This window comes from Methylobacterium sp. 2A (assembly GCF_009806555.1).
Lineage (GTDB): Bacteria > Pseudomonadota > Alphaproteobacteria > Rhizobiales > Beijerinckiaceae > Methylobacterium.
The window spans coordinates 616,724-641,356 of the sequence record NZ_VUOK01000003.1; the positions used below are offsets into that span (position 1 = coordinate 616,724).

General features: G+C 70.8%; 19 protein-coding genes. 12 read left to right on the plus strand and 7 right to left on the minus strand.

Annotated features, from left to right (window positions below):
- Positions 1 to 18 precede the first annotated feature (18 nt).
- The 4 genes from FVE89_RS03040 to FVE89_RS03055 all read left to right on the plus strand — a co-directional run bounded on the left by FVE89_RS03040 (position 19) and on the right by FVE89_RS03055 (position 3,923).
- Entirely contained in the window at positions 19 to 777 is a 759-nt protein-coding gene (locus FVE89_RS03040; RefSeq protein ID WP_160532629.1) for a PIG-L family deacetylase, read from the plus strand.
- On the plus strand, positions 767 to 1,396 hold the full coding sequence (locus FVE89_RS03045; protein ID WP_160532630.1) for a uracil-DNA glycosylase: 630 nt from the start codon (positions 767 to 769) through the stop codon (positions 1,394 to 1,396). The genes FVE89_RS03040 and FVE89_RS03045 overlap by 11 nt, the downstream gene beginning before the upstream one ends.
- Positions 1,397 to 1,546: 150 nt before the next feature.
- Positions 1,547 to 2,632, plus strand: coding sequence for a lysylphosphatidylglycerol synthase domain-containing protein (locus FVE89_RS03050; RefSeq protein ID WP_160532631.1), 1,086 nt, complete (start codon positions 1,547 to 1,549; stop codon positions 2,630 to 2,632).
- A gap of 19 nt (positions 2,633 to 2,651) precedes the next feature.
- Positions 2,652 to 3,923: an ATP-binding protein gene (locus FVE89_RS03055; RefSeq protein WP_160532632.1), complete on the plus strand. Its 1,272-nt coding sequence runs from the start codon at positions 2,652 to 2,654 to the stop codon at positions 3,921 to 3,923.
- On the opposite strand, the gene FVE89_RS03060 is transcribed toward FVE89_RS03055, so the two are convergent.
- Positions 3,905 to 4,516 carry a glutathione S-transferase family protein gene (locus tag FVE89_RS03060; RefSeq protein WP_160532633.1) on the minus strand — a complete coding sequence of 204 codons (612 nt, stop codon included), beginning with the start codon at positions 4,514 to 4,516 and terminating at the stop codon, positions 3,905 to 3,907. The two genes, FVE89_RS03055 and FVE89_RS03060, sit on opposite strands and share 19 nt — an antisense overlap.
- Positions 4,517 to 4,639: 123 nt before the next feature.
- Between FVE89_RS03060 and FVE89_RS03065 the strand changes: the two genes are divergently transcribed.
- Positions 4,640 to 7,102 carry a heavy metal translocating P-type ATPase gene (locus FVE89_RS03065; protein WP_160532634.1) on the plus strand — a complete coding sequence of 821 codons (2,463 nt, stop codon included), beginning with the start codon at positions 4,640 to 4,642 and terminating at the stop codon, positions 7,100 to 7,102.
- 7 nt (positions 7,103 to 7,109) lie between these two features.
- On the opposite strand, the gene FVE89_RS03070 is transcribed toward FVE89_RS03065, so the two are convergent.
- The 3 genes from FVE89_RS03070 to FVE89_RS03080 all read right to left on the minus strand — a co-directional run bounded on the left by FVE89_RS03070 (position 7,110) and on the right by FVE89_RS03080 (position 9,758).
- Complete coding sequence (locus tag FVE89_RS03070; RefSeq protein ID WP_160532635.1) at positions 7,110 to 8,951, minus strand: hypothetical protein; 1,842 nt, start codon at positions 8,949 to 8,951, stop codon at positions 7,110 to 7,112.
- A gap of 102 nt (positions 8,952 to 9,053) precedes the next feature.
- On the minus strand, positions 9,054 to 9,551 hold the full coding sequence (locus FVE89_RS03075; RefSeq protein WP_160532636.1) for a DUF3761 domain-containing protein: 498 nt from the start codon (positions 9,549 to 9,551) through the stop codon (positions 9,054 to 9,056).
- 9 nt (positions 9,552 to 9,560) lie between these two features.
- A complete protein-coding gene (locus FVE89_RS03080; RefSeq protein ID WP_160532637.1) occupies positions 9,561 to 9,758 on the minus strand; it encodes a hypothetical protein in 198 nt (65 codons plus the stop codon).
- Positions 9,759 to 9,955: 197 nt separating this feature from the next.
- Here FVE89_RS03080 and FVE89_RS03085 point away from each other — a divergent pair, with 197 nt between their 5' ends.
- Complete coding sequence (locus FVE89_RS03085) at positions 9,956 to 11,128, plus strand: M20 aminoacylase family protein (protein WP_160532638.1); 1,173 nt, start codon at positions 9,956 to 9,958, stop codon at positions 11,126 to 11,128.
- A 2-nt stretch (positions 11,129 to 11,130) separates the two neighbouring features.
- Positions 11,131 to 12,453 carry a chromate efflux transporter gene (gene chrA, locus FVE89_RS03090; RefSeq protein WP_160532639.1) on the plus strand — a complete coding sequence of 441 codons (1,323 nt, stop codon included), beginning with the start codon at positions 11,131 to 11,133 and terminating at the stop codon, positions 12,451 to 12,453.
- An 8-nt stretch (positions 12,454 to 12,461) separates the two neighbouring features.
- Here chrA and FVE89_RS03095 read toward each other — a convergent pair whose 3' ends face one another.
- Complete coding sequence (locus FVE89_RS03095) at positions 12,462 to 13,874, minus strand: leucyl aminopeptidase family protein (protein ID WP_160532640.1); 1,413 nt, start codon at positions 13,872 to 13,874, stop codon at positions 12,462 to 12,464.
- A gap of 118 nt (positions 13,875 to 13,992) precedes the next feature.
- Here FVE89_RS03095 and FVE89_RS03100 point away from each other — a divergent pair, with 118 nt between their 5' ends.
- The 4 genes from FVE89_RS03100 to FVE89_RS03115 all read left to right on the plus strand — a co-directional run bounded on the left by FVE89_RS03100 (position 13,993) and on the right by FVE89_RS03115 (position 20,828).
- Positions 13,993 to 14,793, plus strand: a complete 801-nt coding sequence (locus FVE89_RS03100; protein ID WP_160532641.1) for a tetratricopeptide repeat protein — start codon at positions 13,993 to 13,995, stop codon at positions 14,791 to 14,793.
- A 312-nt stretch (positions 14,794 to 15,105) separates the two neighbouring features.
- A complete protein-coding gene (gene acnA, locus FVE89_RS03105) occupies positions 15,106 to 17,805 on the plus strand; it encodes an aconitate hydratase AcnA (protein WP_160532642.1) in 2,700 nt (899 codons plus the stop codon).
- A gap of 240 nt (positions 17,806 to 18,045) precedes the next feature.
- Positions 18,046 to 18,732 carry a metal ABC transporter permease gene (locus tag FVE89_RS03110; protein WP_160532643.1) on the plus strand — a complete coding sequence of 229 codons (687 nt, stop codon included), beginning with the start codon at positions 18,046 to 18,048 and terminating at the stop codon, positions 18,730 to 18,732.
- A 398-nt stretch (positions 18,733 to 19,130) separates the two neighbouring features.
- Positions 19,131 to 20,828: a methyl-accepting chemotaxis protein gene (locus FVE89_RS03115; protein WP_160532644.1), complete on the plus strand. Its 1,698-nt coding sequence runs from the start codon at positions 19,131 to 19,133 to the stop codon at positions 20,826 to 20,828.
- 33 nt (positions 20,829 to 20,861) lie between these two features.
- Here the strand turns inward: FVE89_RS03115 and FVE89_RS03120 are convergent, their stop codons facing one another.
- Both FVE89_RS03120 and FVE89_RS03125 read right to left on the minus strand, forming a co-directional pair.
- Entirely contained in the window at positions 20,862 to 21,524 is a 663-nt protein-coding gene (locus FVE89_RS03120; protein WP_160532645.1) for a 3-oxoacid CoA-transferase subunit B, read from the minus strand.
- 20 nt (positions 21,525 to 21,544) lie between these two features.
- Entirely contained in the window at positions 21,545 to 22,285 is a 741-nt protein-coding gene (locus FVE89_RS03125; RefSeq protein ID WP_160532646.1) for a CoA transferase subunit A, read from the minus strand.
- 316 nt (positions 22,286 to 22,601) lie between these two features.
- On the opposite strand from FVE89_RS03125, the gene FVE89_RS03130 reads away from it, so the two are divergent.
- The gene (locus FVE89_RS03130; protein ID WP_160532647.1) at positions 22,602 to 24,455 is read left to right on the plus strand and encodes an AsmA-like C-terminal region-containing protein; all 1,854 of its coding nucleotides are present in this window, start codon (positions 22,602 to 22,604) and stop codon (positions 24,453 to 24,455) included.
- The last annotated feature ends 178 nt before the right edge of the window (positions 24,456 to 24,633 follow it).

Genomic DNA, 24,633 nt, shown 5'->3' on the forward strand with positions numbered 1-24,633 from the left:
AGGCGATCATTCCGAACCATGCCCACCGCGCTCGCCCTCTCGCCCCATCTCGACGACGCGGCCTTCTCCTGCGGCGGCCTCCTGGCGCGGCTCGCGCAGGGGGGCTGGCGGGTGGTCATGGCGACTTTGTTCACCGGAAGCGTCGCCGACCCGAAGGGGTTCGCGCTCGCCTGCCAGCTCGACAAGGGCCTGACTGCGGATATCGACTACATGGCGCTGCGCCGGGACGAGGATATCCGGGCTGCCGCCGCGCTCGGCATCGCCCCGCCCGTGCATCTGCCGTTCCGGGAGGCGCCGCACAGGGGCTACGGCTCGGCACCCGAGCTCTTCTCCGGGACGCGGGCCGATGACGGCATCGCGGGCGACCTCGCACCCGCCATCGCGGCTCTGATCGCCGCCGAGAAACCGGACCTCCTCCTCGCCCCGCAGGCGATCGGCGGCCATGTCGATCACGTCCAGGCGGTCCGGGCGCTGCGCGGCTGCGATCCAAGGCCCCCGATCCTGTGGTGGCGCGACTTCCCCTACACGGTGCGCGAGGCCGCCCCACGGGAACCGCTCGCGAGCCTGTTCGCCGAGCTTCCCGCGCGGATCGTGACCCTCGATCCGGACGCCCAGGCCCGGAAGCGCACCGCCTGCGCGGCCTATGCCAGCCAGATCGGCTTCCAGTTCGGCGGCGAGGCGGGCCTCGACGCGCGGCTCGTCCGGGAGAACGGCATCGAGCGGTTCCGCCTCTCGGGCCGGCTCGGTTTATCCATCCCCGGTCTCGATGCCGGCTGAGCCGCAGGCGCCGAAATCGCTGGCCGACCCCGATGCGCTCGCGGCCCGCCGCGCGCTGATCGGGGCGCCGCACATCGCGCCGATCCGGGCGCTCGCCGCGCGGATCTCTGCCGAGCGCGGCGCTCCGGTCCCCATCCCCGACCCGCTGGACGGCGGCGTCGGCGCGCGGATGCTGCTCCTGCTGGAGACGCCCGGCCCGGCGGTGCTGCGCACCGGCTTCGTCACCCGCGACAGCGCGAACGGCACCGCCGCCAACCTGTTCCACTTCCTCGCCGAGGCCGAGCTCAGGCGCGCCGACACCCTGATCTGGAACGCCGTGCCCTGGCTGATCCACCAGGAGGGCGCCCTCAACCGGGCACCCCGGCGGGCCGAAGTCGCGGCGGCCGCCCCCTATCTGGCGCCGCTCATCGATCTCCTGCCGCATCTCGCCGTGGCGGTGCTGGCCGGGCGCTACGCGGGCGAGGCGGCGCCCGCCATCACGGCGCTGCGCCCGCGCCTGCCGGTGATCAAGATCCCGCATCCGAGCCCGACCTATGTCTGCACCTCGCCGGAGGTGCCGGCCCGCATCCGACGCGGCCTCGCGGAGGCGGCTGCAATCCTCGATGGGACAACCGGCTGAGGATAGAACGCCCATCACGGCGGCACCTTCCCTGGCCTTGCGCCTGCGTTCGGCCTACATGCGGGGCAACGGGCCGCGGTCCGGGACCATCCGGCGCGGGCTCACGGCCGTGGCCGGGCCGCGCAGCCGGAAGGGCGGACGCCGAACGGCATGAATTTTCAGGATCAGCACCGGAAGCCGGCCGAGCCGGTTGAGCCGGTCCAGCAGGAGGCCTCGGCCGAAAAACGCAAGAGCCGGCGCAGCCGCTATGCCTGGATCGGCACCGGCGCCAGCATCGTGCTGTTCGCGGTCTCGCTCGGCGTCCTGTGGAAGCTCGTCCAGAGCGTGAGCTGGGCGGAGGTGCGCAGCGCGATCGCGGCCGCGACCGCCGGACAGCTCGGCCTCGCCTTCCTGTTCGTGGGGATCAGCTACCTGTTCCTCACCGGCTACGACGCGCTGGCCCTTCGCCAGCTCAGGATCAAGGTGCCCTACCGGATCACCGCGCTCGCCTCGTTCACGAGCTATGCGGTGAGCTTCACCCTGGGCTTCCCGCTGCTGACTGCCGGCACCATCCGCTACTGGATCTATTCCCGGCAGGGCCTGACCACGCCCAAGATCGCGGCGCTCACGGTGATCGCCGGCTTCACCTTCTGGCTCGGCATGGGCGTGGTCCTGGGCCTCAGCCTGATCATCGAGGCGGGTCAGCTCGCCGGGCTCGCCTTCACGTCGATCCGGATCAATCAGACCGTGGGTCTCGTGGCGCTCGCTTTGGTGCTGGGCTATCTCGCCTGGGTCTCGGCCAAGAAGCGCAGCATCACCGTCAAGCACTGGCGTCTGGAATTGCCCGGCGCCTCGGTCTCGATCGGCCAGATGCTCGTCGGCATCGGCGATGTCTGCGCGGCGGCGGCGGTGCTCTATGTCCTGCTGCCGCAGGAGACGACGCTGGGCTTCACCACCTTCCTGGCGATCTACGTGCTCGCCGCCATGCTGGGCATCGCGTCGAACGCGCCGGGCGGCATCGGGGTGTTCGAGGCGACCGTGCTGCTCGCCCTGTCGAGCCTGCCGCGCAACGAGGTGCTGACCTCGCTGCTGCTGTTCCGCGGCTGCTACTACGTCGTGCCGTTCGTGACCGCCCTGGCGATGCTCGGCCTCTACGAGATCGTGAAGCGGGCGGGCGGCGCGCGCGATCCCGGCCCTCCGGAGGGCACCGCCGGCCCGTCCGGCCGGGCCTGGCGCGATGAGGCCGGACCGCGCTGACCGGACCGGACCGCCCGCCATGTCCGAGCCCCTGCGCAGTTCTCCGGCCTGGAGCGGCGCCGCGATCGCCGGCGGATTGTTCGGTCTGGCGGCCGCGCTCGCCGGACACCTCGACCTTCCGCTGATCCTGGCAGGCCTCGGCGCGATCTGCCTCGGCGGCTGGCTCGGTGGCCGCGGCCCGACCAAATCGCCGCCGCGGCCGGCCGCGACCACGCAGCGCCACGCGGTGGCCGAGGCGCTGCTCGCCCACGTTCCCGACCCGGTCATCCTGGTCGACCGGCGGACCCTGGTGGTGGAGGCCAACCCGGCCGCGCGGGCGCTGCTGCCGGCGCTGCACCACGCCCGGCCCCTGTCCTTCGCGCTCCGTGACCCCGAGGTTCTCGACGGCATCGAGGCGGTGCTGAGTTCGGGCCTGCCCCGCCGCGTCGCCCTCTCGACCCGGGTGCCGCTGGAGCGGACCTTCGAGGTGCAGATCGGCGCGCTGCCGATGCCCGATGGATCGGGCTTGAGCGCGCTGCTGTTCCTGCGCGACCTCACCTCGGCAAGGCGCCTGGAGGCGATGCGGGTCGATTTCGTCGCCAATGCCAGCCATGAACTGCGCACGCCGCTCGCCACCCTGATCGGCTTCATCGAGACCCTGCAGGGACCGGCCCGCGAGGACGCGCAGGCGCGCGAACGCTTCCTCGAGATCATGCGGGTCCAGGCCCTGCGCATGACGCGGCTGATCGACGACCTGCTGTCGCTCTCGCGGATCGAGCTGCGCGAGCACGTGGCGCCGACCGACGTGGTCGATCTCGGGGCGCTCGCCCGCCAGATGGTCGATGCCCAGGGGCCCCCCGCCCAGACGCGGGGCGCCACGATCCGGTTCGAGGACGGTGACGGCCCCTATTGCGTCGCCGGCGATGCCGACGAACTCGTCCGGGTGATCGAGAACCTGATCGAGAACGCCGTGAAGTACGGCGGCGGCCGGATCAGCGTCGGCCTGATCCGGGAGGATGATCCCCGGCTCGGCCGCCGGATCGTCCTGTCTGTGGCCGATGACGGGCCGGGCATCGCGCCCGAGCACATCCCGCGGCTGACCGAGCGCTTCTACCGGATCGATGCCGCGTCGAGCCGGGCGCGCGGCGGCACGGGTCTCGGGCTCGCCATCGTCAAGCACAGCCTGAACCGCCACCGGGGGCGGCTCACCATCGAGAGCACGGTCGGACAGGGGACCGTCGTGCGGGTCAGCCTGCCGGAATACGGGGCGACCCCCGCGCAGCCGGTGACCGATCAGGCCGGCCCCGGATAGGCCCCGATCCCGAGCCAGGCCTCGACGCGCGCGATCCAGTTTCGGATCGCCGGGTATTCCGCGAGGTCGAAGCCGCCCTCATGGGCCATCCGCGTGTAGGCCACGACGGCCACATCGGCGAGGCTCAGGGTCTCGCCCGCCAGGAAGGCGGAGCGTTCGAGCGTCCCCTCCATCAGCCGCAGGGCATCGGCGCCGCGCTCGGCGAGCTTCGGGTCGAGGTCATCCGGCGACCGCTTGAGGTAGTGGAGCTGGTAGCGGCGGACCGCGATGTAGGGCTCGTGGCTGTACTGCTCCCAGAACATCCATTGCAGCATCCGCGCCCGGGCGAAGGAGGCCTGCGGGATCAGCGTGGAGCCCTCCGCGAGGTGGATGATGATGGCGTTCGATTCCGACAGCACGGCGCCGTCGGGGAAGACCACGATCGGCACCCGCCCGGCGGGGTTGAGCGCCAGGAATTCGGGCCTGCGCGTCCCGCCGCCGGGCACGTCCACGTCGCGCCACGTCGCCGGGATGCCGAGATGGGCGGCCACCCACTTGACCTTCAGGCAGTTGCCCGAGCCCGGATCACCGTAGATCGTCAGCGGTTCGGCCATGTTTGCCCGCGATTCCAGTGTTCGGGGAAGCTTGGCCGAAGGTGGCCGATCTCACAACATGTGACAGCGGCGCCACGCATACCTGACCCTTGACCACCCCGAACAATCCCCATCTGAACGATCATGGATACCGCGCTCAGATCCGTTGCCCCGGTGGCCCTGAATCTCCCCGTCGAGGGGATGTCCTGCGCCTCCTGCGTGGGGCGGGTCGAGCGGGCGCTCGCGGCGCTGCCGGGGGCCCGCGACATCGCGGTCAACCTCGCCACCGGCCGGGCGAGCCTCGTGCTGAGCGGGCAGGCTGGTCCGGTCGAGGCCGCGGCGGCGCTGGCGGATGCCGGATATCCGGTGCCCGAGGCGCAGACCCTTCTGGTCATCGAGGGGATGTCCTGCGCGAGCTGCGTCGGGCGGGTCGAGCGGGCGCTGGCCGCGGTGCCGGGGGTGACCGGTGCCAGCGTCAACCTCGCCACGGGTCGCGCCGCGATCCGCCATCCCGAGGGGCTGGTGCCGATGCCCGATCTCGTGGCCGCCGTGGCGGAGGCGGGCTACGAGGCGCGGCCCCTCGACACGGACACGCCCACCGATCCGGCGGCCCGCCGCGCCGAGGAGGCCCGGGTGCTGCGCCGCGACCTGATCGCGGCGGCGCTCCTCTCCGCGCCCGTGGTGGTACTCGATATGGGCGGCCACGTCCTGCCCGGCCTGCACGGCGGGTCCGCGGCCGCCCTGATCCAGGCCGTGCTGGCGACCCTGGTTCTGGCCGGGCCGGGCCGGCGCTTCTTCCTGCGCGGGCTGCCGGGGCTGCTGCGCGGGCATCCCGACATGAATGCCCTGGTCGCGCTCGGAGCGGGGGCCGCCTACCTCTATTCCCTGGTCTCGACCCTGGCCCCCGGTCTCCTGCCCTCGGGGGCAGCGCATCTCTATTTCGAGGCGAGCGTGCTGATCGTCACGCTCATCCTGCTCGGCCGGACCCTGGAGGCCCGGGCCAAGGGCCGGACCGGGCAGGCCATCGCCCGGCTGATCGATCTTGCGCCGAAGACCGCCCGGGTGGTCCGCGACGGGGCCGAAGCGGAGGTGCCGCTCGCCGAACTCCGCCTCGGCGACGTGGTCCGGGTGCGCCCCGGCGAGCGCGTCGCCGCCGACGGCGTGGTGGTCGCCGGCACGAGCGACGTCGATGAGAGCATGGTGACCGGGGAACCGGTTCCGGCGCGCAAGGCGGTGGGCGACCGGACGGTCGGCGGCACCCTCAACGGCCGCGGCAGCCTGGATCTGAGGGTCGATGCGGTCGGCGGCGCCACCGTGCTCGCGCAGATCACCGCGATGGTGGAGCGGGCTCAGGGCGGCAAGCTGCCGATCCAGGCGCTGGTCGATCGGGTGACGGGGCGCTTCGTGCCGGCGGTGATCGGGATCGCCGCTCTGACCTTCCTCGGATGGCTGCTGCTGGGGCCGGCGCCCGCTTTGGGGACGGCGCTGGTCAACGCGGTGGCGGTTCTGATCATCGCCTGCCCCTGCGCGATGGGCCTCGCCACGCCGACCGCCATCATGGTCGGCACCGGCCGGGCTGCCGCGCGGGGCGTGCTGTTCCGCGACGGCGCCGCCCTGCAGCGCCTGCGCGACGTGCGCGTCGTCGCCCTCGACAAGACCGGCACGCTGACCGAGGGCCGCCCCCGTCTCACCGATCTCCTCACCCGGCCGGGCTTGCCGGAGGACGAGGCCCTGGTGCTGGCCGCCGGGCTGGAGACGCGCTCCGAGCATCCGCTGGCCGGTGCCGTCGTGGCGGCCGCGCGGGACCGCAATCTCGCCGTGCCCGCGCCCGACGACTTCGAAGCCGTCGAGGGGTTCGGCGTTGCCGGCCGGGTCGCGGGCCGGGACGTGGCCCTCGGCGCGCCGCGCTTCCTCGACCGGCTCGGCGTCGCCCGGGATCCGGACCTGGAGGCCCGCGCCGGGCGGCTGGCCGCCGAGGGTCGGAGCCCCATCCACCTCGTCCTCGACGGCCGCCATGCCGCAATCCTGGCGGTGGCCGATCCCGTGAAGGCGGGCGCCCGGGAAGCGGTGGCGGCGCTGAAGGCGCGGGGCCTCGCGGTCGCGATGGTGACGGGCGACGATCCCGGTGCCGCGGCCGGCGTCGCGAAGGGCCTGGGCATCGACCTTGTGGCCGCCGGGGTTCTGCCGGGCGGGAAGGTCGAGGCGGTCCAGCGGTTCCGGGCGGAGCACGGACCCGTGGCCTTCGTGGGCGACGGCATCAACGACGCGCCGGCGCTGGCCGAGGCCGATGTCGGGCTTGCCATCGGCACCGGCACCGACATCGCGGTCGACAGCGCCGACGTGGTGCTGATGTCGGGGTCCCTCGACGCCCTGGCGGAGGCGCTGGCGCTCTCCCGGGCGGTGATGGCCAATATCCGCCAGAACCTGTTCTGGGCCTTCGCCTACAACGCCGCGCTGATCCCGGTCGCGGCGGGCGTGCTGGTGCCCTTCGGCGGGCCGGCCCTGTCGCCGATTCTGGCGGCGGGCGCGATGGCGTTCTCCAGCGTCTTCGTCCTCGGCAATGCCCTGCGCCTGCGCCGGGCCGGCGGCTCGCCGGCTCCGACATAGGGGCGGCTCAGTCGCGCCGGATGCGCCAGACCCGCAGGGCCGGGCCGGCCGGCAGGTCGGTGACCGGGGCGAGCCAGTCCGGGTCCGGCACGGCGCCGCGGGCGAGGTCCGTGGCGAAGGGCTCGGGTCCGCCCGCCTCGGACCGGTCGAGGGCGGCCGTGCAGAGCAGCAGGTAATCGGCGCCGCGCTCGCGGGCGACCCGCCGCAGCGTCTCCTCCGATCCCTCCGCGGCCTCGATCGCCGCGCGCATCCCCACGAGATTGCGGTGGTACGGGGCGGCGACCACCGCGTGATGGGTCATCAGCAGCAGGGCCGGGCCGAGATCGATGCGGCTGAGCACGAGCCCCGGCGGCAGCCGGTCGAGCGCCGCGTAGGCGGCGGGCGCCGTGCAGGTCCGCCAGTTGGACGCGGGCACGCTCTGCGCCCCGATGGCGGCCGGGGCTAGGAGGCGGGCCGGCTGAGCGGTCGCGAGAGCCCAGGCCTTGCTCAGCATCGCCATCGCCAGCAGAACCAGCGCCAGCCGGTGCAGGCCCGATCCCGGCATCCGCAGCGCCACGATGGCGCGATCCAGCGCGACCGCGCCGAGCAGCGGCACGAAGGCCCCGGCGACATACATCCCCCGCGCCTGCCCGAGGGTGATCAGCGCGCCGGGAACGATCAGCGCCGCCACCACGACGAAGAAGCGGCGCCGGTCCGGCACCCGCTCGCGGAACGCCATGGCGACGGCGTAGAGCGCGGCCACCAGGATCGGCATGATGTTGGGCAGTGCGACATCCGGCTCGCCGCGCAGGAACTGCGGGACGCTGCGCATCTCGTCCACTTGGTCGAGCCAGGCTTGGCGCACGAGGTCGTCCATGCCGGCGAACGGACCGGCGAGGCAGGACGGCGCGATCCGGAGGAAGCCGGCCGCCATCCCGGCGCCGACGAGGACGGTGAGCGCGCAGCGCCCGGTCCGGCCCAGGCCGCGCCGCTCGGTGAGCAGGGCCGCCCCGCCGATCGCGGCGGCCCCGGCCGCCAGCAGGAGCCAGGGCAGAGACAGGGCATCGCAGGCCGGAACGCCCCAGAGGGACGGCGCCGTCTGGAGGCCGAACATCAGGAGACTGGCCCCGAACAGCCCGAGCCCGTAGCCCGCCAGCAGGCCGGCGGCGCGTTCGCCGTGGCGCAGCCAGTCGAAGAGCACGAGGAGGCCCGCCGCCGCGATGACCGGCAGGGTCTCGAGCCCGATCGCCAGCGACAGGCCGGCGACGGTACCGGCGACGAGCCCGCGCCGCATCCGCCGGGCCGGATCCGCCAGCGCCAGGGCGATCGCCAGCACGGCGCAGAGCTGCGCGTTGTGATGGTCGATCCGCCCGAAGCGGAAGACGTTCAGGAACACGGCGGTCTGCGGCGCGACGAACAGAACCAGCAGGGCCGGGCGCCATCCGAACAGGCGGCGCATCCCGAGGCCGGCCAGCGCCCCGTAGAGGAGGAACAGCAGGGCCGGCCAGAGCGAAGCCGCGGCCGCCTCCGCGGCGGCTTGCCCGAGGATCGGCGTGAAGGCCAGGATGAGCCCCGCGATCGGCAGATCGATCAGGCGCGACCAGTGCGAGGCGATGCCAGTCGGGGGCAGCATCCGGTGCTGCACGGCGTCGAACCAGCCCTGGCCGGCGAGCAGGTCGCGCACGCCGACGAGGCGCATCATGTCGTCGGTATCGGGCAGGCGCAGCCCGTCGAAGATCGGCGCGAGGCTGCGCGGGTCGTAGAGGCCGGAGAGGGCGATCAGGACCAGCACGATCAGCAGCGTCGGGCTGTCGAAGGGCGAGCGGCCGGCTTGCGCGCGGCGTGGCGGCGTTCCGACGAGGCTGGTCATTCAGGGATCCCGGGCTCGGCGGCATGGTCGCACCCGGCGCTTACCGGGGTGTGAACCGGCGCGGGCGTGGTGCCGGCGGGGCTTCGATGCTCACGCGTCTCTTCATGGGTAAGCGAACGGCTCCGCTTCTCTTCCTCTCCCCCTCTGCGGGGGAGGGAGAGGCGCGGTGCCAAGTCTCGAAGCGGATGTCGTCGCCCACACCGGCGAGGCGACCCGCGCCTCGTCGCGCTGCCGGACGAGGACACGCAGAGCGTAAACCTGGTCGCCCATAGCCAGCAGGCGTGGCCCCACCAACCCACCGCTCTCCCACCGCTCGACGCCCCCGTGGCGGGAGCAGGTTCCGCTGCGGGTGTGGCTGAAGCTCCAGGTCCCGTCGCGGCATCGGGCCGAGGCCCCCGGTGGCTTGCTACCGTCGCGGGATCTGGCCGGGCCATGGACGTCGCAGCCGTCGCTCCGGCTCTCGTAGTGCTGGTGGCTGTCCAGCTTCGACTCGTCCGGCTGGAAGCAGGCGCGGGCCAGCGCGGCATCCGGCGCGAAGGCCGACATCCACGCCGCCGACAGGGCCGCCAGGGCGAGGGCGATCCTGAGATCGAAGCGCATCGCGGCGCCTCAGTCCCGGAAGAAGCGGCCGGCGACGGTGTGGCGTCCCCGCCGGTTGGTCGGCCATTCGGAGCGCGGATGGCAGTGCCGCGGGTGGCCGTGGCATCCCCGTGCGTTGAGCATGCCCGGCATCGCAGAGACCGGCGCCGCGGGCAGCAGCAGCGGGGCTGCGAGCGAGATCAGGGACAGCGGCACGGCCCTGCGCATGGGTGCATCCTCAGGTTGAGGATCGCGACCCTACAGCGCCGTCATCATAAGGCGAAGCTTGTTGAAGTACGTAACGCACTGATTGAAATCTGCGCGCGGCGGCAGGCCTGCTCCCCCAAGCGTGGCCGTTGACGCCGGCTCTGGCCCCGGCTTTGCTGGTCGCCGTGAGACCTGCAGGCGCCGAGAGTTCCGACCCGATGCCCGTCCTCGAACGGATCCGCGACTTCGCCGACACGATGACGGCGTGGCGGCACGACCTGCACGCCCATCCCGAGCTGCTCTACGATGTCGAGCGCACCGCCGGGTTCGTGGCCGAAAGGCTCCGGGCGTTCGGCTGCGACGAGGTGGTCGAGGGCATCGGCCGGACCGGGGTCGTGGGCGTGATCCGCGGCAAGGGCCGCTCGTCCAACCGCGCCATCGGCCTGCGTGCCGACATGGACGCGCTGCCGATCCAGGAGGTGCGCGATCTACCCTACCGCTCAACCGTGCCGGGCAAGATGCACGCCTGCGGCCATGACGGGCACACGACGATGCTGCTCGGGGCCGCCCGATATCTCGCCGAGACCCGCGATTTCGATGGCGCCGCCGTGCTGATCTTCCAGCCCGCCGAGGAGGGCGGCGGCGGCGGCGACGCGATGGTCGAGGATGGCTTGATGGAGCGGTTCGGCATCGAATCGGTCTACGGGATGCACAACATCCCCGGCATGAAGGTCGGCACCTTCGCGATCCGGCCAGGGCCGATCATGGCCTCCACCGACCGGTTCACCCTCACCATCGAGGGGCGGGGCGGCCACGCGGCCCTGCCGCAGAACGCCGTCGACAGCGTGCTGGTGGCAAGCCACGTGATCATCGCCCTGCAGAGCATCGTGGCGCGCAACCTCGATCCGCTGCAATCGGCGGTGGTCTCGGTCTGCGCGCTCGATGCCGGCGAGGCCTTCAACGTGCTGCCGCAGACCGTGACCATGCGGGGCACGATGCGCACGCTGTCCCAGGCGGTGCGGAGCCAGATCAAGGCGCGCATCGAGACGCTGGTGGCGGAAATTGCGGCGGCCTTCGGCGCCACCGGGGTGACCGAATTCGGGTCGAGCTACCCGGTCACCGAGAACCACCCGGCCGAGACGGCGTTCATGGCGGACGTCGCGGAGGCGCTGGTGGGCGGGGAGAACGTCGATCGTACCGTTGCGCCGATGATGACGGCCGAGGACTTCTCCTACATGCTCGGCCGCCGCCCCGGCGCCTACATGTTCATCGGCAACGGCGACAGTGCCTCGCTCCACCACCCGCATTACGACTTCAACGACGCGGCCGCGCCCTACGGAGCCTCCCTTTGGGCGCGCCTGATCGAGACGGGGCTGCCGCTGACGGCTTGAGGATGCCGCCGCTCGCCGAAACCGTTCCGGTCTGGGCGCGGGTGGCGGCGCTCTCCTTCGGGGGGCCGGCCGGCCAGATCGCCGTGATGCACCGGATCCTCGTGGAGGAGCGGCGCTGGGTCTCGGAGCGGCGCTTCCTGCACGGGCTCGGCTTCTGCACGCTGCTGCCCGGCCCGGAGGCGCAGCAACTCGCGACCTATATCGGCTGGCTGATGCACGGGCCGGCGGGCGGGCTCGTCGCGGGTGGCCTGTTCGTGCTGCCGGGGCTCGTCGCCCTGATGGGACTGAGCTGGCTCTACGTGCTGTACGGCCATGTCGACGTGGTCGCCGGCCTGTTCTTCGGCCTGAAGGCGGCGGTGCTCGCGATCGTGCTCCAGGCGCTCTGGCGGCTCGGCGGCCGGGCGCTCCGCGATCGGACCGACCGGATCGTCGCGCTCGCCGCCTTCGCGGCGCTCTTCCTGCTGGCCGTGCCGTTTCCGCTGGTGGTGATCGCGGCGGGGCTGCTGGGGCTTGCGCGCCGCAGACCCGATGCGACTGCCGAGGATGCGGGGACGGACGAGGCCGGCTTCCTCATCGGCGCCGCGATGCTCCCGCGGGAGCGGGCCGGCGCCGCCTCCTCCCTGCGCATCGGCGCCCTGTGGCTCGCGATCTGGTTGCTGCCCGTGGCGGCGCTTCTGCTCGGGCCCGGTGTTCCGCCGGTCTTCGGGCAGGTGGCTTTGTTCTTCTCCAAGATGGCGCTGGTGACCTTCGGCGGCGCCTACGCGGCCCTCGCCTACGTGGCGCAGCAGGCGGTGGAACATTACGGCTGGCTGAAGCCCGGCGAGATGCTCGACGGGCTCGGCCTCGCCGAGACCACGCCCGGCCCGCTGATCATGGTGCTGCAATTCGTGGGCTTCCTGGCGGGATTCCGGGCGCCCGGGACCCTGCCGCCGCTGCTCGCCGGGACGCTCGCCGGGCTGCTCACCACCTGGGTAACCTTCGTGCCCTGCTTCCTGTGGATCTTCGCCGGCGCGCCGCTGATCGGGCGCCTGCGCGGCAGCCGGCGGCTGGCGGGGGCGCTCTCGGCGATCACCGCCGCGGTGGCGGGGGTGATCCTGAACCTCGCGGTCTGGTTCGGGCTGCGGACGCTGTTCCGGCAGGTCGAGACGGTGCCGCTCGGGCCGCTGCACTTCGACTGGCCGGTGCCGGCGAGCCTCGACCCGGCGGCCCTTGGGCTGACGCTGGCGGCGATCCTCGCCGTGTTCCGCCTGGGTCTCGGCACGCTGCCGACCCTGGCGCTCTGTGCCGGGGCCGGGGTGGTGCTGCGGCTGGCGGGCTTGGCCTGACCGTCCCCTCAGCGTCCGTAGCGCGCCTTCAGCAGCGCGTAGGTGAGCCGCGAGGTCTGGACCTCGCCGCCCTCCGGACGCCCCGGCTTGGTCGAGGGATTCCAGCCGTAGAGGTCGAAATGGCCGTGCGCCTTCGTCTTGGACGCGAAGCGGCGCAGGAACAGCGCCGCGGTGATCGCCCCCGCGAAGGGGCCGCCCGAGACGTTGTTGAGGTCGGCCACCTTGGAGTCGAGCAGGCTCGCGTAGGGGGCGTGGAGCGGCATCCGCCAGACCGGGTCGGCGGCGTTCCGGCCGGCCTCCGACACGGAGGCCGCCAGACCCTCGTCCTCGGTGAAGAAGGCCGGGAGGTCCGGCCCGAGCGCCACCCGGGCGGCGCCGGTCAGCGTCGAGTAGTCGAGGATCAGGTCGGGTGACTCCGCCTCGGCGAGCGCCAGCGCGTCGGCGAGGATCAGCCGGCCCTCCGCGTCGGTGTTGCCGATCTCGACGCTGAGCCCTGCCCGGCTCGGCAGCACGTCGCCCGGCCGGAAGGCGTTGCCCGAAACCGCGTTCTCCACCGCGGGGATCAGCACCCGCAGGCGAATCTTGAGCCCGGAACCCATCACCATGTCGGCGGCGGCCAGCGCCGCGGCGGCCCCGCCCATGTCCTTCTTCATCAGCAGCATCGCGGCGGACGGCTTGATGTCGAGCCCGCCCGTGTCGAAGGCGACGCCCTTGCCCACGAGGGTCACGCGCGGCGCGTTCTCCGGCCCCCAGGTCAGGTCGATGAGGCGCGGCGCCCGCGGCGATGCGGCGCCCACCGCGTGGATCAGCGGATACTCTTTCGCAAGCGCATCGCCCTGCGTGACCGCGATCGTCGCGCCGTGGCGTTCGGCGAGCGACCGGGCGGCGGCCTCGATCTCGGCGGGGCCCATGTCGTTGGCGGGCGTGTTGATCAGGTCGCGGCCGAACGCCACCGCGGCGGCGATCCGCTCGACCTCGGCGGCGTCGATGCCGGCCGGCGCCACGAGCCGTGCCTTGGTGCCGTTCCCGGCGCGGTAACGGCCGAAGCGGTAGCTGCCCATCAGCCAGGCGAGGGCGGCCTCGGCGGGGTCGGGGGCATCCTCCAGGCGGTAGCGGCCCTCCGGCAGCAGCCCCGGCAGCTTGCCGGCGATCAGCCGGTCGTAGGCCGCCGCCTCTGTGTCGCCGAGGCCGAACAGCACGCGGGCGAGGCCGCCATCGGCGCCGGGCAGGAGGGCGAGGCTCCCCGCCTTCGCTTTGAACCCGAGTGCCTCCGCGAAACGCCGCTGGTTGGGATCCAGGGCAGCCTGACCATCGCCCCAGGATGCGGCGGTGACGAGCATCACCGGCACGGCAGACGTGTCGCTGGGCAGGAGACCGGGGGTGATCGGCTGGGTTTCGGGTTGGGTCACGGGCTCGGTCATGTGCCTCTTGCGCGCTGTGCGGCTTAACCGGTGATTAGGGTTAACGCTCTATCAATGGCCGGCCGGAGGGGTGAAGCACAGGCCCGGACCCCCGGCCTGCCCGGAGGCGCCGCGTACCATGATGACCGCCCTGATCCGGATCGCCCGCCCCGAGATTCGTGCCGGGCGCCGCGCCGCCCTGTCGGTGGCCCTGCTGGCGCTGGGGCTTGCCGGCTGCAACACCTCCGGCCCCGAGACCACCGGCTCGATCGGGGATCGTCCGGCCACGTCGCGTCAGGACGTCGAGGCCCTGGCCGAGCGCTTCAACGCCAATCCCGGCGACGGCCGTGCGGCGGTTGCCTATGCCCGGGCGCTGCGCGCCAACGACCAGATCAGCCAAGCCTCGGCGGTGCTGCAGCAGGCGGCCCTGCGCAATCCGAAGGACACGTTCCTGCTCGGCGCCTATGGCAAGTCGCTGGTCGAGGTGGGCCGCTACCGCGAGGCGATCGACGTGCTCGCCAACGCCCATTCCCCGGCCGCGCCGGATTGGCGCATCCTGTCGGCGCAGGGCTCGGCTTCCGCGCAACTCGGCGATCAGGTGCGCGCGCAGGGCTTCTACGAGGCCGCCCTCAAGATCCGGCCGAACGAGCCTTCGCTCCTGTCCAATCTCGGGCTGTCCTACGCGCTGTCGCGCAATCTCGATCAGGCCGAGCAGACCCTGCGGCTCGCCGCCGACCAGCCGGGCGCCGACGCCCGGGTGCGGGCGAATCTCGCCCTAGTGCTGGGGCTGAAGGGCCGCACGGCCGATGCCGAGGCGATCCTGCGCCGGGACATGAGCCCCGCGGAGGCCGCCGCCAACGTCGCGTCCCTGCGCAAGCTCGCCGCCGAGCCGAATCGGCTGAAGGCCTTGTCGAAGGCGGGGGGGCCGGGCGAGGGCTAAGACGTCCGCTCTACGCGACTCCCTCCCCCGCAGACGGGGGAGGGAAGGGCGCGCATCCGCCATGCCTGCGCCGACAGGAAAACGCGCCTGTCATCGCGACCCGGTAGCGGCCAGATTCGAAAAGTTCTATATCCTCGCTTGGCTGCGCCGCGCGGCATCACGGGCGTCCAAATCGCCCCCGCGCATCGTCTCCTGCCCGGGCGCTCCCGGGGCGGCGCGCGCCCGTCGGGCGCTACACAGGCCGAACACAACTTCGTAGCGCAGGTCTTGCCTGCGCGTGTTCGACAACCCGCAGCGAGGATAGAACCAGCCGTGCCCTCACTCGACAGCTTCAAGGCCCGCCAGACGCTTCAAGCGGGCGGCAAGACCTACACCTACTATTCCATCCCTGAGGCCGAGAAGAACGGCCTCGCCTCGGCGGCCTCGCTGCCCTTCTCCATGAAGGTGATCCTCGAGAACCTGCTGCGCTACGAGGACGACCGCTCGGTCAAGAAGGCCGATATCGAGGCCGCCGTCGGCTGGCTCGACCAGAAGGGCAAGGCCGAGGTCGAGATCGCGTTCCGCCCCTCGCGCGTGCTGATGCAGGACTTCACCGGCGTGCCGGCGGTGGTCGATCTCGCCGCGATGCGCGACGCCATGGTGGCGCTCGGCGGCGACCCGCAGAAGATCAACCCGCTGGTGCCGGTGGATCTCGTCATCGACCACTCGGTCATCGTCGACGAGTTCGGCACCCCGAAGGCGCTCGCCGACAACGTCGCCCTGGAATACGAGCGCAACGGCGAGCGCTACACCTTCCTGAAGTGGGGCCAATCGGCCTTCGACAACTTCTCCGTGGTTCCCCCGGGCACCGGCATCTGCCACCAGGTGAATCTGGAATACCTCGCCCAGACCGTCTGGACGAAGTCCGAGAACGGCTCGGACGTGGCCTATCCCGACTCGCTCGTCGGCACCGATTCGCACACCACCATGGTCAACGGCATGGCGGTGCTGGGCTGGGGCGTCGGCGGCATCGAGGCCGAGGCGGCCATGCTCGGCCAGCCGCTCTCGATGCTGATCCCCGAGGTCGTGGGCTTCAAGCTGTCGGGCAAGCTGCCCGAGGGCACCACCGCCACGGACCTCGTGCTCACCGTCACCCAGATGCTGCGCAAGAAGGGCGTGGTCGGCAAGTTCGTGGAGTTCTACGGCCCCGGCCTCGACGACATGGCGGTCGCCGACCGGGCCACGATCTCCAACATGGCGCCGGAATACGGCGCGACCTGCGGCTTCTTCCCCGTAGACCAGAAGACCATCGACTTCCTGAAGGTCACCGGTCGCTCGGACGACCGGATCGCCCTGGTCGAGGCCTACGCCAAGGCGCAGGGCATGTGGCGCGACGCCCAGACCCCCGACCCGGTCTTCACCGACACGCTGCACCTCGACATGGGCGAGGTCCGGCCCTCGCTCGCCGGCCCGAAGCGCCCGCAGGACCGGGTGCTGCTCGACGGCGCCAAGGCGGGCTTCGCCGCCTCCATGGAGACGGAGTTCAAGAAGGCGGCCGACCTCGCCCGCCGCTACCCCGTCGAGGGCACGAACTTCGACATCGGCCACGGTGACGTGGTGATCGCCGCGATCACGAGCTGCACCAACACGTCGAATCCCTCGGTGATGATCGGTGCGGGCCTGCTCGCCCGCAACGCCGTCGCCAAGGGCCTGCGCTCGAAGCCGTGGGTGAAGACCTCCCTGGCCCCCGGCTCGCAGGTCGTCGGCGAGTACCTGGAAAAATCCGGCCTGCAGGAGCCGCTGGACGCCCTCGGCTTCAACCTCGTGGGTTTCGGCTGCACCACCTGCATCGGCAATTCCGGCCCGCTGCCGGAGGCGATCTCCAAGGCGATCAACGACAACGACGTCGTCGCGGCGGCGGTGCTCTCGGGCAACCGCAACTTCGAGGGCCGCGTGAATCCCGACGTGCGGGCGAACTACCTCGCCTCGCCGCCGCTGGTCGTCGCCTATGCGCTCGCCGGCTCGCTCCAGATCGACATCACCAAGGAGCCGCTGGGCCAGGGATCCGACGGAAAACCCGTCTACCTCAAGGACATCTGGCCGTCCTCGGCCGAGGTGCAGCAGTTCATCGAGGAGAACATCACCTCGGCGCTGTTCAAGTCCCGCTACGCGGACGTGTTCGGCGGCGATCAGAACTGGAAGAACGTCGAGGTCACCGAGGCCGAGACCTTCGCGTGGAACCCGGGCTCCACCTACGTGCAGAACCCGCCCTACTTCGTCGGCATGGAGAAGACGCCGAAGCCGGTCGAGGACATCGAGGGCGCCCGCATCCTCGGCCTGTTCCTCGACTCGATCACCACCGACCACATCTCGCCGGCGGGCAACATCCGCGCGGCCTCGCCGGCCGGCGCCTACCTGCAATCGCATCAGGTGCGCGTGCAGGACTTCAACCAGTACGGCACGCGCCGCGGCAACCACGAGGTGATGATGCGGGGCACCTTCGCCAATATCCGCATCAAGAACCAGATGGTGAAGGACGAGTCCGGCAACGTGGTCGAGGGTGGGTGGACGCTGTTCCAGCCCTCGGGCGAGAAGATGTTCATCTACGACGCGGCGCAGAAATACGCCGAGCAGCACACGCCGCTCGTCATCTTCGCCGGCAAGGAGTACGGCACCGGTTCGTCGCGCGACTGGGCGGCCAAGGGCACGAAGCTGCTCGGCGTCCGCGCCGTGGTGGCCGAGAGTTTTGAGCGCATCCACCGCTCGAACCTCGTCGGGATGGGCGTGGTGCCGCTGGTCTTCCAGGGGGATACGAGCTGGCAGTCGCTGGGCCTGAAGGGTGACGAGACCGTCACCATCAAGGGGCTGGCCGGCGAGCTGAAGCCGCGCCAGACGCTGACCGCGGAGATCAAGTCCGCCGACGGCTCGGTGAAGCAGGTTCCGCTGACCTGCCGGATCGATACGCTCGACGAGCTGGAATATTTCCGCAACGGCGGCATCCTGCCCTACGTGCTGCGCTCGCTCGCGGCCTGATCAGAACGGGGAGGGCGCGCGATTTGGCGCGCGCCCACCCTCCCCCGCAGAGGGGGAGGGGGAGTCACGGGGCTGTCGCGCCTCGTTCCTCGACGAGCCTCCCTTCGAGCATCCTTCGAGGCGGCGTCTCCGAACTCCCGTTCGTTTGTTTCTCCGATCAGAGCATTTCACTTGCGCGCAACCTTGTTTGAAGCGCGCCGCGCCCCATAACCCGGCTCCTGAAGCCAGGATGGGACCCCCATGAAGCATCTCAGCAAGACTCTCGCGGCCGCGGGCCTGACGGCCCTTCTGTCGAGCGCGGCCTTCGCCGCTCAGGTCGAGCGCGTCCGCGGCACGATCGACAAGGCCGACGGCAGCACGGTCACGATCAAGACCGACGACGGCAAGTCCGAGACCGTGGACGTGAGCGGCGCCAAGTTCGCCTGGGTGGTCCCGTCGAGCCTCGACGCGATCAAGGACGGCGTCTTCATCGGCACCGCCACGAAGGGCGAGAACCCGATGACCGCTCTTGAGGTGGTGCTTTTCCCCGAGTCGATGCGCGGCACCGGCGAGGGCCATTACGGCTGGGATACGATCACCGACCGGACCGCGGGTGCCGGCGCCAAGGTGAAGAGCGCCATGACCAACGGCACCGTGAAGGCCGAATCGTCGGGCGCTCCCAAGGTGAAGAGCGCGATGACGAACGGTACCGTGAAGGCCGACAAGGCGGCCTCGGGCGGCGAGCGCACCCTGACGGTGAGCTACGGCAAGGATGGCTCCAAGGAGATCGTGGTGCCGGCCTCCGCCCCGATCGTCGCCTTCGAGCCGGGCGACAAGGCGATCCTGCAGCCGGGCGCCAAGGTCTTCGCGGTCGTGGCGAAGGACGGCAGCAAGGCCGAGGGCAAGCTGGTGGCGGTCGGTAAGGATGGCCTGACCCCGCCGATGTAGTCTGAGAGCCGCGCCCGATCGCGTTACAATCGAGCGCAGCGCTGAGCCTTTGTTTCAACGCGCTCGCGCCTGCGCGCTGCGGACGACGCCGCCACGACGGGCCGGCCCGGATAGGATCGGATCCGGCGGCCAGACTGCGTCACCCCCGGAGCAAGCTTTGACCGGCCGCTCCGGGGGCGTCTGAACTCCTTTGAAAAAAAAATCGACGCCCCGAAGGAGTTCGGGGTCTGCAACCGCAGCCTCGTGGGTGGCGAGACATTGATCGTAAGTTCCGATATTCGAAACATTGTCGGCTTACAAAACCGAAAGTTTGCTCAATATCTTTGAGGTTTGCTCGACAAAACTCTTGAGGAGATTTATTTTGGTCCACTGCTGTTCGGGGCGGGTCGGAGCGTGCAATGGTTGTTTTTTTGAGGAAGAGACTTTTCTTTAAAATAATTATTCCAATATTGCTACTGGTCTCGGTCGCGCTAGGTCTGAGTTTATATGCGCGCGCAAATCTGTTGGCTTTGTCGGACCGCACCAGCAAGGTCGTCAATTTCGAGGCCCGCCGGCTCGACCTGATCCTGCGAGCGCGGGTCAACATCAGCGAAATGTCCGCTCACGTTCGGGATGTGATTATCGAGACCCGCCCGCGCGAGATGGCTGAGTACAAGGACAATTTTGATAAGAGCAGGGATTACGTGGCGTCGATACTCGATAAGCTGGGTGCGCTGACCGAGACCGAAGAGCAACGCGCAGACTATGATCGACTCCGGGCGAGCGTCGCGGAATTCACCGGCATGTTGGAGCGCGTCTGCAGCTACGCTCTCAGGAACGAGAACGAGACCGCCCACAAGCTTCTGCTGACCGAGGGACTCATCATCCGCAACAACCTGGGCCACTTGGTGCGCGTTCAGGTCGATAAGCTGACCGACGAGCTTCAGAAGGCCCGGAACGTCTCCGTGCAGAGTGCCAACGCGGCCGTGACAGCCTCGCTCGCCGTCGCCGCTATCGGGATCCTCGTCGCGCTCGGCCTCGCCTGCCTGATCGTGGTCCTCGGCGTGACGGGTCCCCTGCGGCGCCTGGTCGGTGCCCTGGAGCGGATGGCGCAGGGCGAGGCAGATCTCGCGGTACCCTACGCCGCGCGCGGCGACGAGATCGGCGCGGTTGCACGCGCAGTGGAAGGCATCAAGCGCATGGTCGCCCGCAAGGCCGTCGAGGAGGCCGAAGCGCGCCGACACGCCGATTTGGAGATCGCGGCCGAGCGCAAGCGCGTCACCACGGACCTCGCCGACGTGTTCGAGCGATCGGTCGGGAGCATCGTGGGCGTGGTCTCATCCGCGGCGTCGGAGTTGCAGAACACGGCCGCGTCCCTCACGAGCAGCGCCACCGAGGCGGCCGCGCAATCGACCGCCGTCGCGGCGGCGGCCGGGCAGGCGTCGGCCAACGTCCAGACGGTCGCCGCCGCCGCCGAAGAACTCGGATCGTCCATCCAGGAGATCGGGCGGCAGATCTCGGGCTCCGTCGATCTGGCCCGGATCGCGGTCGACGAGGCCAGCGAGACCACGCGGCTCGTGGAAGCCCTGCATCAGGCCTCCAGCCGGATCGGCGAGATGGTGGGGCTCATCGCCACCATCGCGAGCCAGACCAATCTCCTGGCGCTGAACGCGACCATCGAGTCGGCCCGGGCCGGCGAGGCGGGGCGCGGCTTCGCAGTGGTCGCCGCCGAAGTGAAAGCCCTGGCCGGACAGACGGCCCAGGCGACGGACGTGATCGCCGGCCAGATCAGCGAGATTCAACGCGCCACCGGGAAGGCGGTGTCGGCGATCAACGCGATCGCGGCGCGGATCGGCGAGATCAACGGGCGGACCGCCAACATCGCGGCCGCGGTCGAGCAGCAGGGCGCGGCGACCGGCGAGATCCTGCGGAACGTCAGTCAGGCCTCCTCCGGCACCGAGGAGGTGACGAGCAACATCGTGGGCGTCGCGCAGACCTCGGAGGAGACCGGCGCGGCGGCGACCCAGGTGCTCGGTGCCGCCTCCGAGCTTTCGAGCCAGTTCGAACGGCTCAAAACCGAGGTGGTCCGGTTCCTCGACGGGGTCCGGGCAGCCTGAGCGGGCTCGGCCGCGGGTTCCCCCCGCGGCTTCTCACCCCCTGAGGGCCACCGAAAAATCCGCCTCGGTCTTCGAGCGGATCTCGTCCTCGGTGACGCCATCGGCGAGTTCGATAAGCGTCATCCCGCCATCGCCCTTCTTGTCGATCTCGAATACCCCGAGATCGGTGATCACCAGATCGACCACCCGGGTCCCGGTGAGCGGCAGGTCGCAGGCCTTGAGCAGCTTCGGGCTCTCGGTGCCGTCCTTGTTCTTGGCGACGTGCTCCATCACCACGACGACGCGCTTGACGCCCGCCACGAGGTCCATGGCGCCGCCCATCCCCTTCACCATCTTGCCGGGGATCATCCAGTTGGCGAGGTCGCCGTTACCGGCCACCTGCATGGCGCCGAGAATCGACAGGTTGATGTGCCCGCCGCGGATCATCCCGAAGGAATCAGCCGACGAGAAGTAGCTCGTCGTCGGCAGCGCGGTGATGGTCTGCTTGCCGGCGTTGATCAGATCAGGGTCCTCCTCGCCCTCGTACGGGAAGGGACCCATGCCGAGCATGCCGTTCTCCGACTGGAGCTGCACCGACATGCCCTCGGGGATGTAGTTCGACACCAGCGTCGGGATGCCGATGCCGAGGTTCACGTAGAAGCCGTCTTCCAGCTCCTTGGCGGCGCGCGCCGCCATCTGCTCGCGGGTCCAGGCCATGGGGGTCTCCTCTCCCTCGATCAGTGGGTGCCGCCGCCGGCCGCCGCGGCCGGGGTGCTGTCGCCGCGCTTGCGCGTCGTGCGCTGCTCGATGCGCTTGTCGCGCACGCCCACGTCGATGATGCGCTTCACGAAGATGCCGGGGGTGTGGATCGTGTCCGGGTCGATCTCGCCGGGCTTCACGAGGTGCTCGACCTGCGCCACCGTCATCCTGGCGGCGGTGGCCATCATCGGGTTGAAGTTGCGCGCGGTCATCCGGTAGCGCAGGTTCCCCTCGGTGTCGCCCGTATGGGCGTGGACCAGGGCGAGGTCGGCGAACAGGCCGCGCTCCATCACGTACTGCTCGCCGTCGAACGCGCGGACCTCCTTGCCCTCGGCGACCTTGGTGCCGACGCCGGTCTTGGTGAAGAAGGCCGGGATGCCGGCGCCGCCGGCACGGATCCGCTCGGCCAGCGTTCCCTGCGGGTTGAACTCGATCTCCAGCTCGCCGCCGAGATATTGGCGGGCGAATTCCTTGTTCTCGCCGACATAGGACGAGATCATCTTCCGCACCTGACGGGTATCCAGGAGCTTGCCGAGGCCGACGCCGTCGATGCCGGCATTGTTCGAGACGACCGTGAGGCCCTTGACGCCCGAGAGGCGGACTGCCTCGATCAGCTCGTCCGGGATGCCGCACAGGCCGAAGCCGCCGCACATGATCATCATGTCGTCGCGCAGCAGGCCGGCGAGCGCCGCGGCGGCATCCGTGTAGACCTTCTTCATCGAACTTCCTTTCACCGCCGGACGCGACCGGTCGCACCCGGGCCACGTCCGCGAAGCGCGCGTTTCCTCACGTCTGCTGTTCCCGATTCCGGAAATGAAATCCAGTGCTGCGCCGCTTGAGCCCCTACGCTCCAGGGCGATCCGTAACGCCGGTCCCGCGCAGGCCGCGGTGAGTCCATGCGCAACGGCGGCAGACAAATCCTGCCGCGGACGCTAAAAAGCCACCTCGACATGCAGTCCCTGTCGGGTCGCAGCGGCTCGGGAGGCTGATGCGGCACCTGGCTTCGGCCGCATCCGCGGTCCCCAACAGAGTAAGATGTCGCTGCGTCGCCCGATCGTCCTCCTCGTCCCGTTCAGTCTGATCGCCGTCGGGCTCGGCCTGCACGACTGGCCGGTCGATGGCGGCCGCGCGCAGGCCTTCGCGGATCGCGCACTGAGACCTTACGGTCTGAGCCTGACGATCCAGGGCCCGGCCACCCTGACGCCGCTGCCGCTGCCCAGGCTCACCTTCGAACGCGCCCGCATCACCGCCGACGGGGGTGGCTCGCCTCTGGTGGATGAGGGGCGCCTCGGCATCGATCTCGACCCCTTTAAGCTGCTCACCGGTCATGCGGCGGCCGGCGGCCTGCACCTTGCGGGCGGCGTTCTGTCCGTGCGCACCGGCGACTGGAGCGGCGTCCGTGCCCGCCTCGCCGATCAGGTTCGATCCGGGATGACGGCGCATCCGTCCCGGATCACCGTGCGAGGCACGCGCGCGTCCGGGTATGGCGCGGTCCGGGACATCGACCTCGACATGTCCTGGCCGTCGTGGAGCGCGTCCGCCGAAGGCAGCGCGCGCCTGACGTGGCGCGATGTGCCGACACGCGTCACGGTCGCCCATTTTCGCCCGAAGGACTTCGTCGCCGGCGGGCGCAGCCCGATCACCGGCGAAGTGACGTGGCCGGAGGGCAGCCTCGCGGTCGACGGCACGGTGGGACCGGCGGTTCCGGGACAGGCCTGGCCCAGCCTCGCCGGGCAGATGCGCGCGGAAACCCGATCCCTGCCGGAGAGCCTGGCCTGGCTCGGCCTGAAGGCGCCCCTTTCGCCCCTCGCCGGTGCCTTCTCGCTCACCGGCCTTTTCGAGACCGCGGACCGATCCGTGTCCTGGACGCGCCTGCGCCTCGGGCTCGGTCAGAACGTGCTGGAAGGCGCGGGTGCCGTGCTGCTGGGGCCGGGCGATGCGCCACGCCTTTCGGTGCAGGCGACGCTGGCGGCCGAGACACTCGATCTCGCGGCCCTGGCCGACGAGTCCGGTCAGCTCCTCGGGCGCGACCCGGTGCCGCTGGCGCTGGCGCCGTTGACCCGGGGCGATCTCGATCTGCGCCTGTCGGCCGCGACGGGCCAGATCGGGTCGGTACAGGTGCAGGATCTGGCCGCGAGCGTCCTGGTGCGGGACGCGGCACTGGAAATCGCGGTGAACCGCGCGCGGGTGCAGGATGGATTGCTGAAGGGACGCCTGACACTCGCCAGCGGGGCCGATCGGGCCGAGACCGACATGCGTCTTCAGGGCAGCCTCGACCGGGTCGATCTTGGCGGCCTGCTGAGCGGAACCGGCGGGACGCGCTGGCTGGCCGGCCCGGTCCACGGCCAGTTCAATGTCGAATCCAGCGCACGCGACACAGCGGCCATGCTCGCGCGTCTCGGCGGGCGGATGGCGATCACCGTCGCGGGCGGGGCGATCACGGGACTCGATCTCGCCGATGTCGTGCACCGGAATGGCGCCATTGCTCCCGGCGCGCTCGCGCGGCGCAACGGGCGGACGGCCATCGAGCGCGCCGCCGTCACGCTGCGTTTTACCGACGGAGTCGGCGAGATCGTCGAAGCGGGGTTGCTCGGGCCGAGCGTCGGCGCGAGCGTGCAGGGGCAGGTTTCGCTGCCGGCCCGGCGGCTCGACATCCGGGGCAATCTGGCCTTGCGCAGCCCGGCCGATCCATCCCGCGGCCTGCTGTTCGAGGTCTCGGGTCCCTGGGATGCCCTGGCCGCTCGGACCGCCGCCCATGCCGAGACCTCGGAGCCCGCCACCCCGGCGGGGGAGGGGGCATTGCCGGAAGCCTTCGGGCCCCCGGATCTGCAGGGTCTGGCCGCCGGTGGACACGGCTTGCCCGTGAGCGCCCGTGCATACGCCCCGTGATTGACCTCCGCACGGTGGGTATCACGGTGGCGCCGCGCACGGCCAAGCTCGAAGCCGAGTGGCCTTGGCCGGCCGACGCTTTGCCGGCTCAGGTCCTCGGTGGGCCGTAAGTTTTCGACGCGAAACCGGCCGTCACTTTCGCGAAACCTGCTTAGGATCGAGCCTCGAAGCCCATCCA

Coding starts and splice junctions, on each gene's coding strand:
- FVE89_RS03120 (WP_160532645.1), bottom strand. CDS start 21,524: ATGGCCTGGACCCGCGAGCAGATGGCGGCGCGCGCCGCCAAGGAGCTG.
- FVE89_RS03065 (WP_160532634.1), top strand. CDS start 4,640: ATGGATACCGCGCTCAGATCCGTTGCCCCGGTGGCCCTGAATCTCCCC.
- FVE89_RS03130 (WP_160532647.1), top strand. CDS start 22,602: ATGTCGCTGCGTCGCCCGATCGTCCTCCTCGTCCCGTTCAGTCTGATC.
- chrA (WP_160532639.1), top strand. CDS start 11,131: ATGCCGCCGCTCGCCGAAACCGTTCCGGTCTGGGCGCGGGTGGCGGCG.
- FVE89_RS03075 (WP_160532636.1), bottom strand. CDS start 9,551: ATGCGCTTCGATCTCAGGATCGCCCTCGCCCTGGCGGCCCTGTCGGCG.
- FVE89_RS03085 (WP_160532638.1), top strand. CDS start 9,956: ATGCCCGTCCTCGAACGGATCCGCGACTTCGCCGACACGATGACGGCG.
- FVE89_RS03070 (WP_160532635.1), bottom strand. CDS start 8,951: ATGACCAGCCTCGTCGGAACGCCGCCACGCCGCGCGCAAGCCGGCCGC.
- FVE89_RS03115 (WP_160532644.1), top strand. CDS start 19,131: ATGGTTGTTTTTTTGAGGAAGAGACTTTTCTTTAAAATAATTATTCCA.
- FVE89_RS03060 (WP_160532633.1), bottom strand. CDS start 4,516: ATGGCCGAACCGCTGACGATCTACGGTGATCCGGGCTCGGGCAACTGC.
- FVE89_RS03050 (WP_160532631.1), top strand. CDS start 1,547: ATGAATTTTCAGGATCAGCACCGGAAGCCGGCCGAGCCGGTTGAGCCG.
- FVE89_RS03125 (WP_160532646.1), bottom strand. CDS start 22,285: ATGAAGAAGGTCTACACGGATGCCGCCGCGGCGCTCGCCGGCCTGCTG.
- FVE89_RS03100 (WP_160532641.1), top strand. CDS start 13,993: ATGATGACCGCCCTGATCCGGATCGCCCGCCCCGAGATTCGTGCCGGG.
- FVE89_RS03110 (WP_160532643.1), top strand. CDS start 18,046: ATGAAGCATCTCAGCAAGACTCTCGCGGCCGCGGGCCTGACGGCCCTT.
- FVE89_RS03080 (WP_160532637.1), bottom strand. CDS start 9,758: ATGCGCAGGGCCGTGCCGCTGTCCCTGATCTCGCTCGCAGCCCCGCTG.
- FVE89_RS03055 (WP_160532632.1), top strand. CDS start 2,652: ATGTCCGAGCCCCTGCGCAGTTCTCCGGCCTGGAGCGGCGCCGCGATC.
- FVE89_RS03095 (WP_160532640.1), bottom strand. CDS start 13,874: ATGACCGAGCCCGTGACCCAACCCGAAACCCAGCCGATCACCCCCGGT.
- FVE89_RS03040 (WP_160532629.1), top strand. CDS start 19: ATGCCCACCGCGCTCGCCCTCTCGCCCCATCTCGACGACGCGGCCTTC.
- FVE89_RS03045 (WP_160532630.1), top strand. CDS start 767: ATGCCGGCTGAGCCGCAGGCGCCGAAATCGCTGGCCGACCCCGATGCG.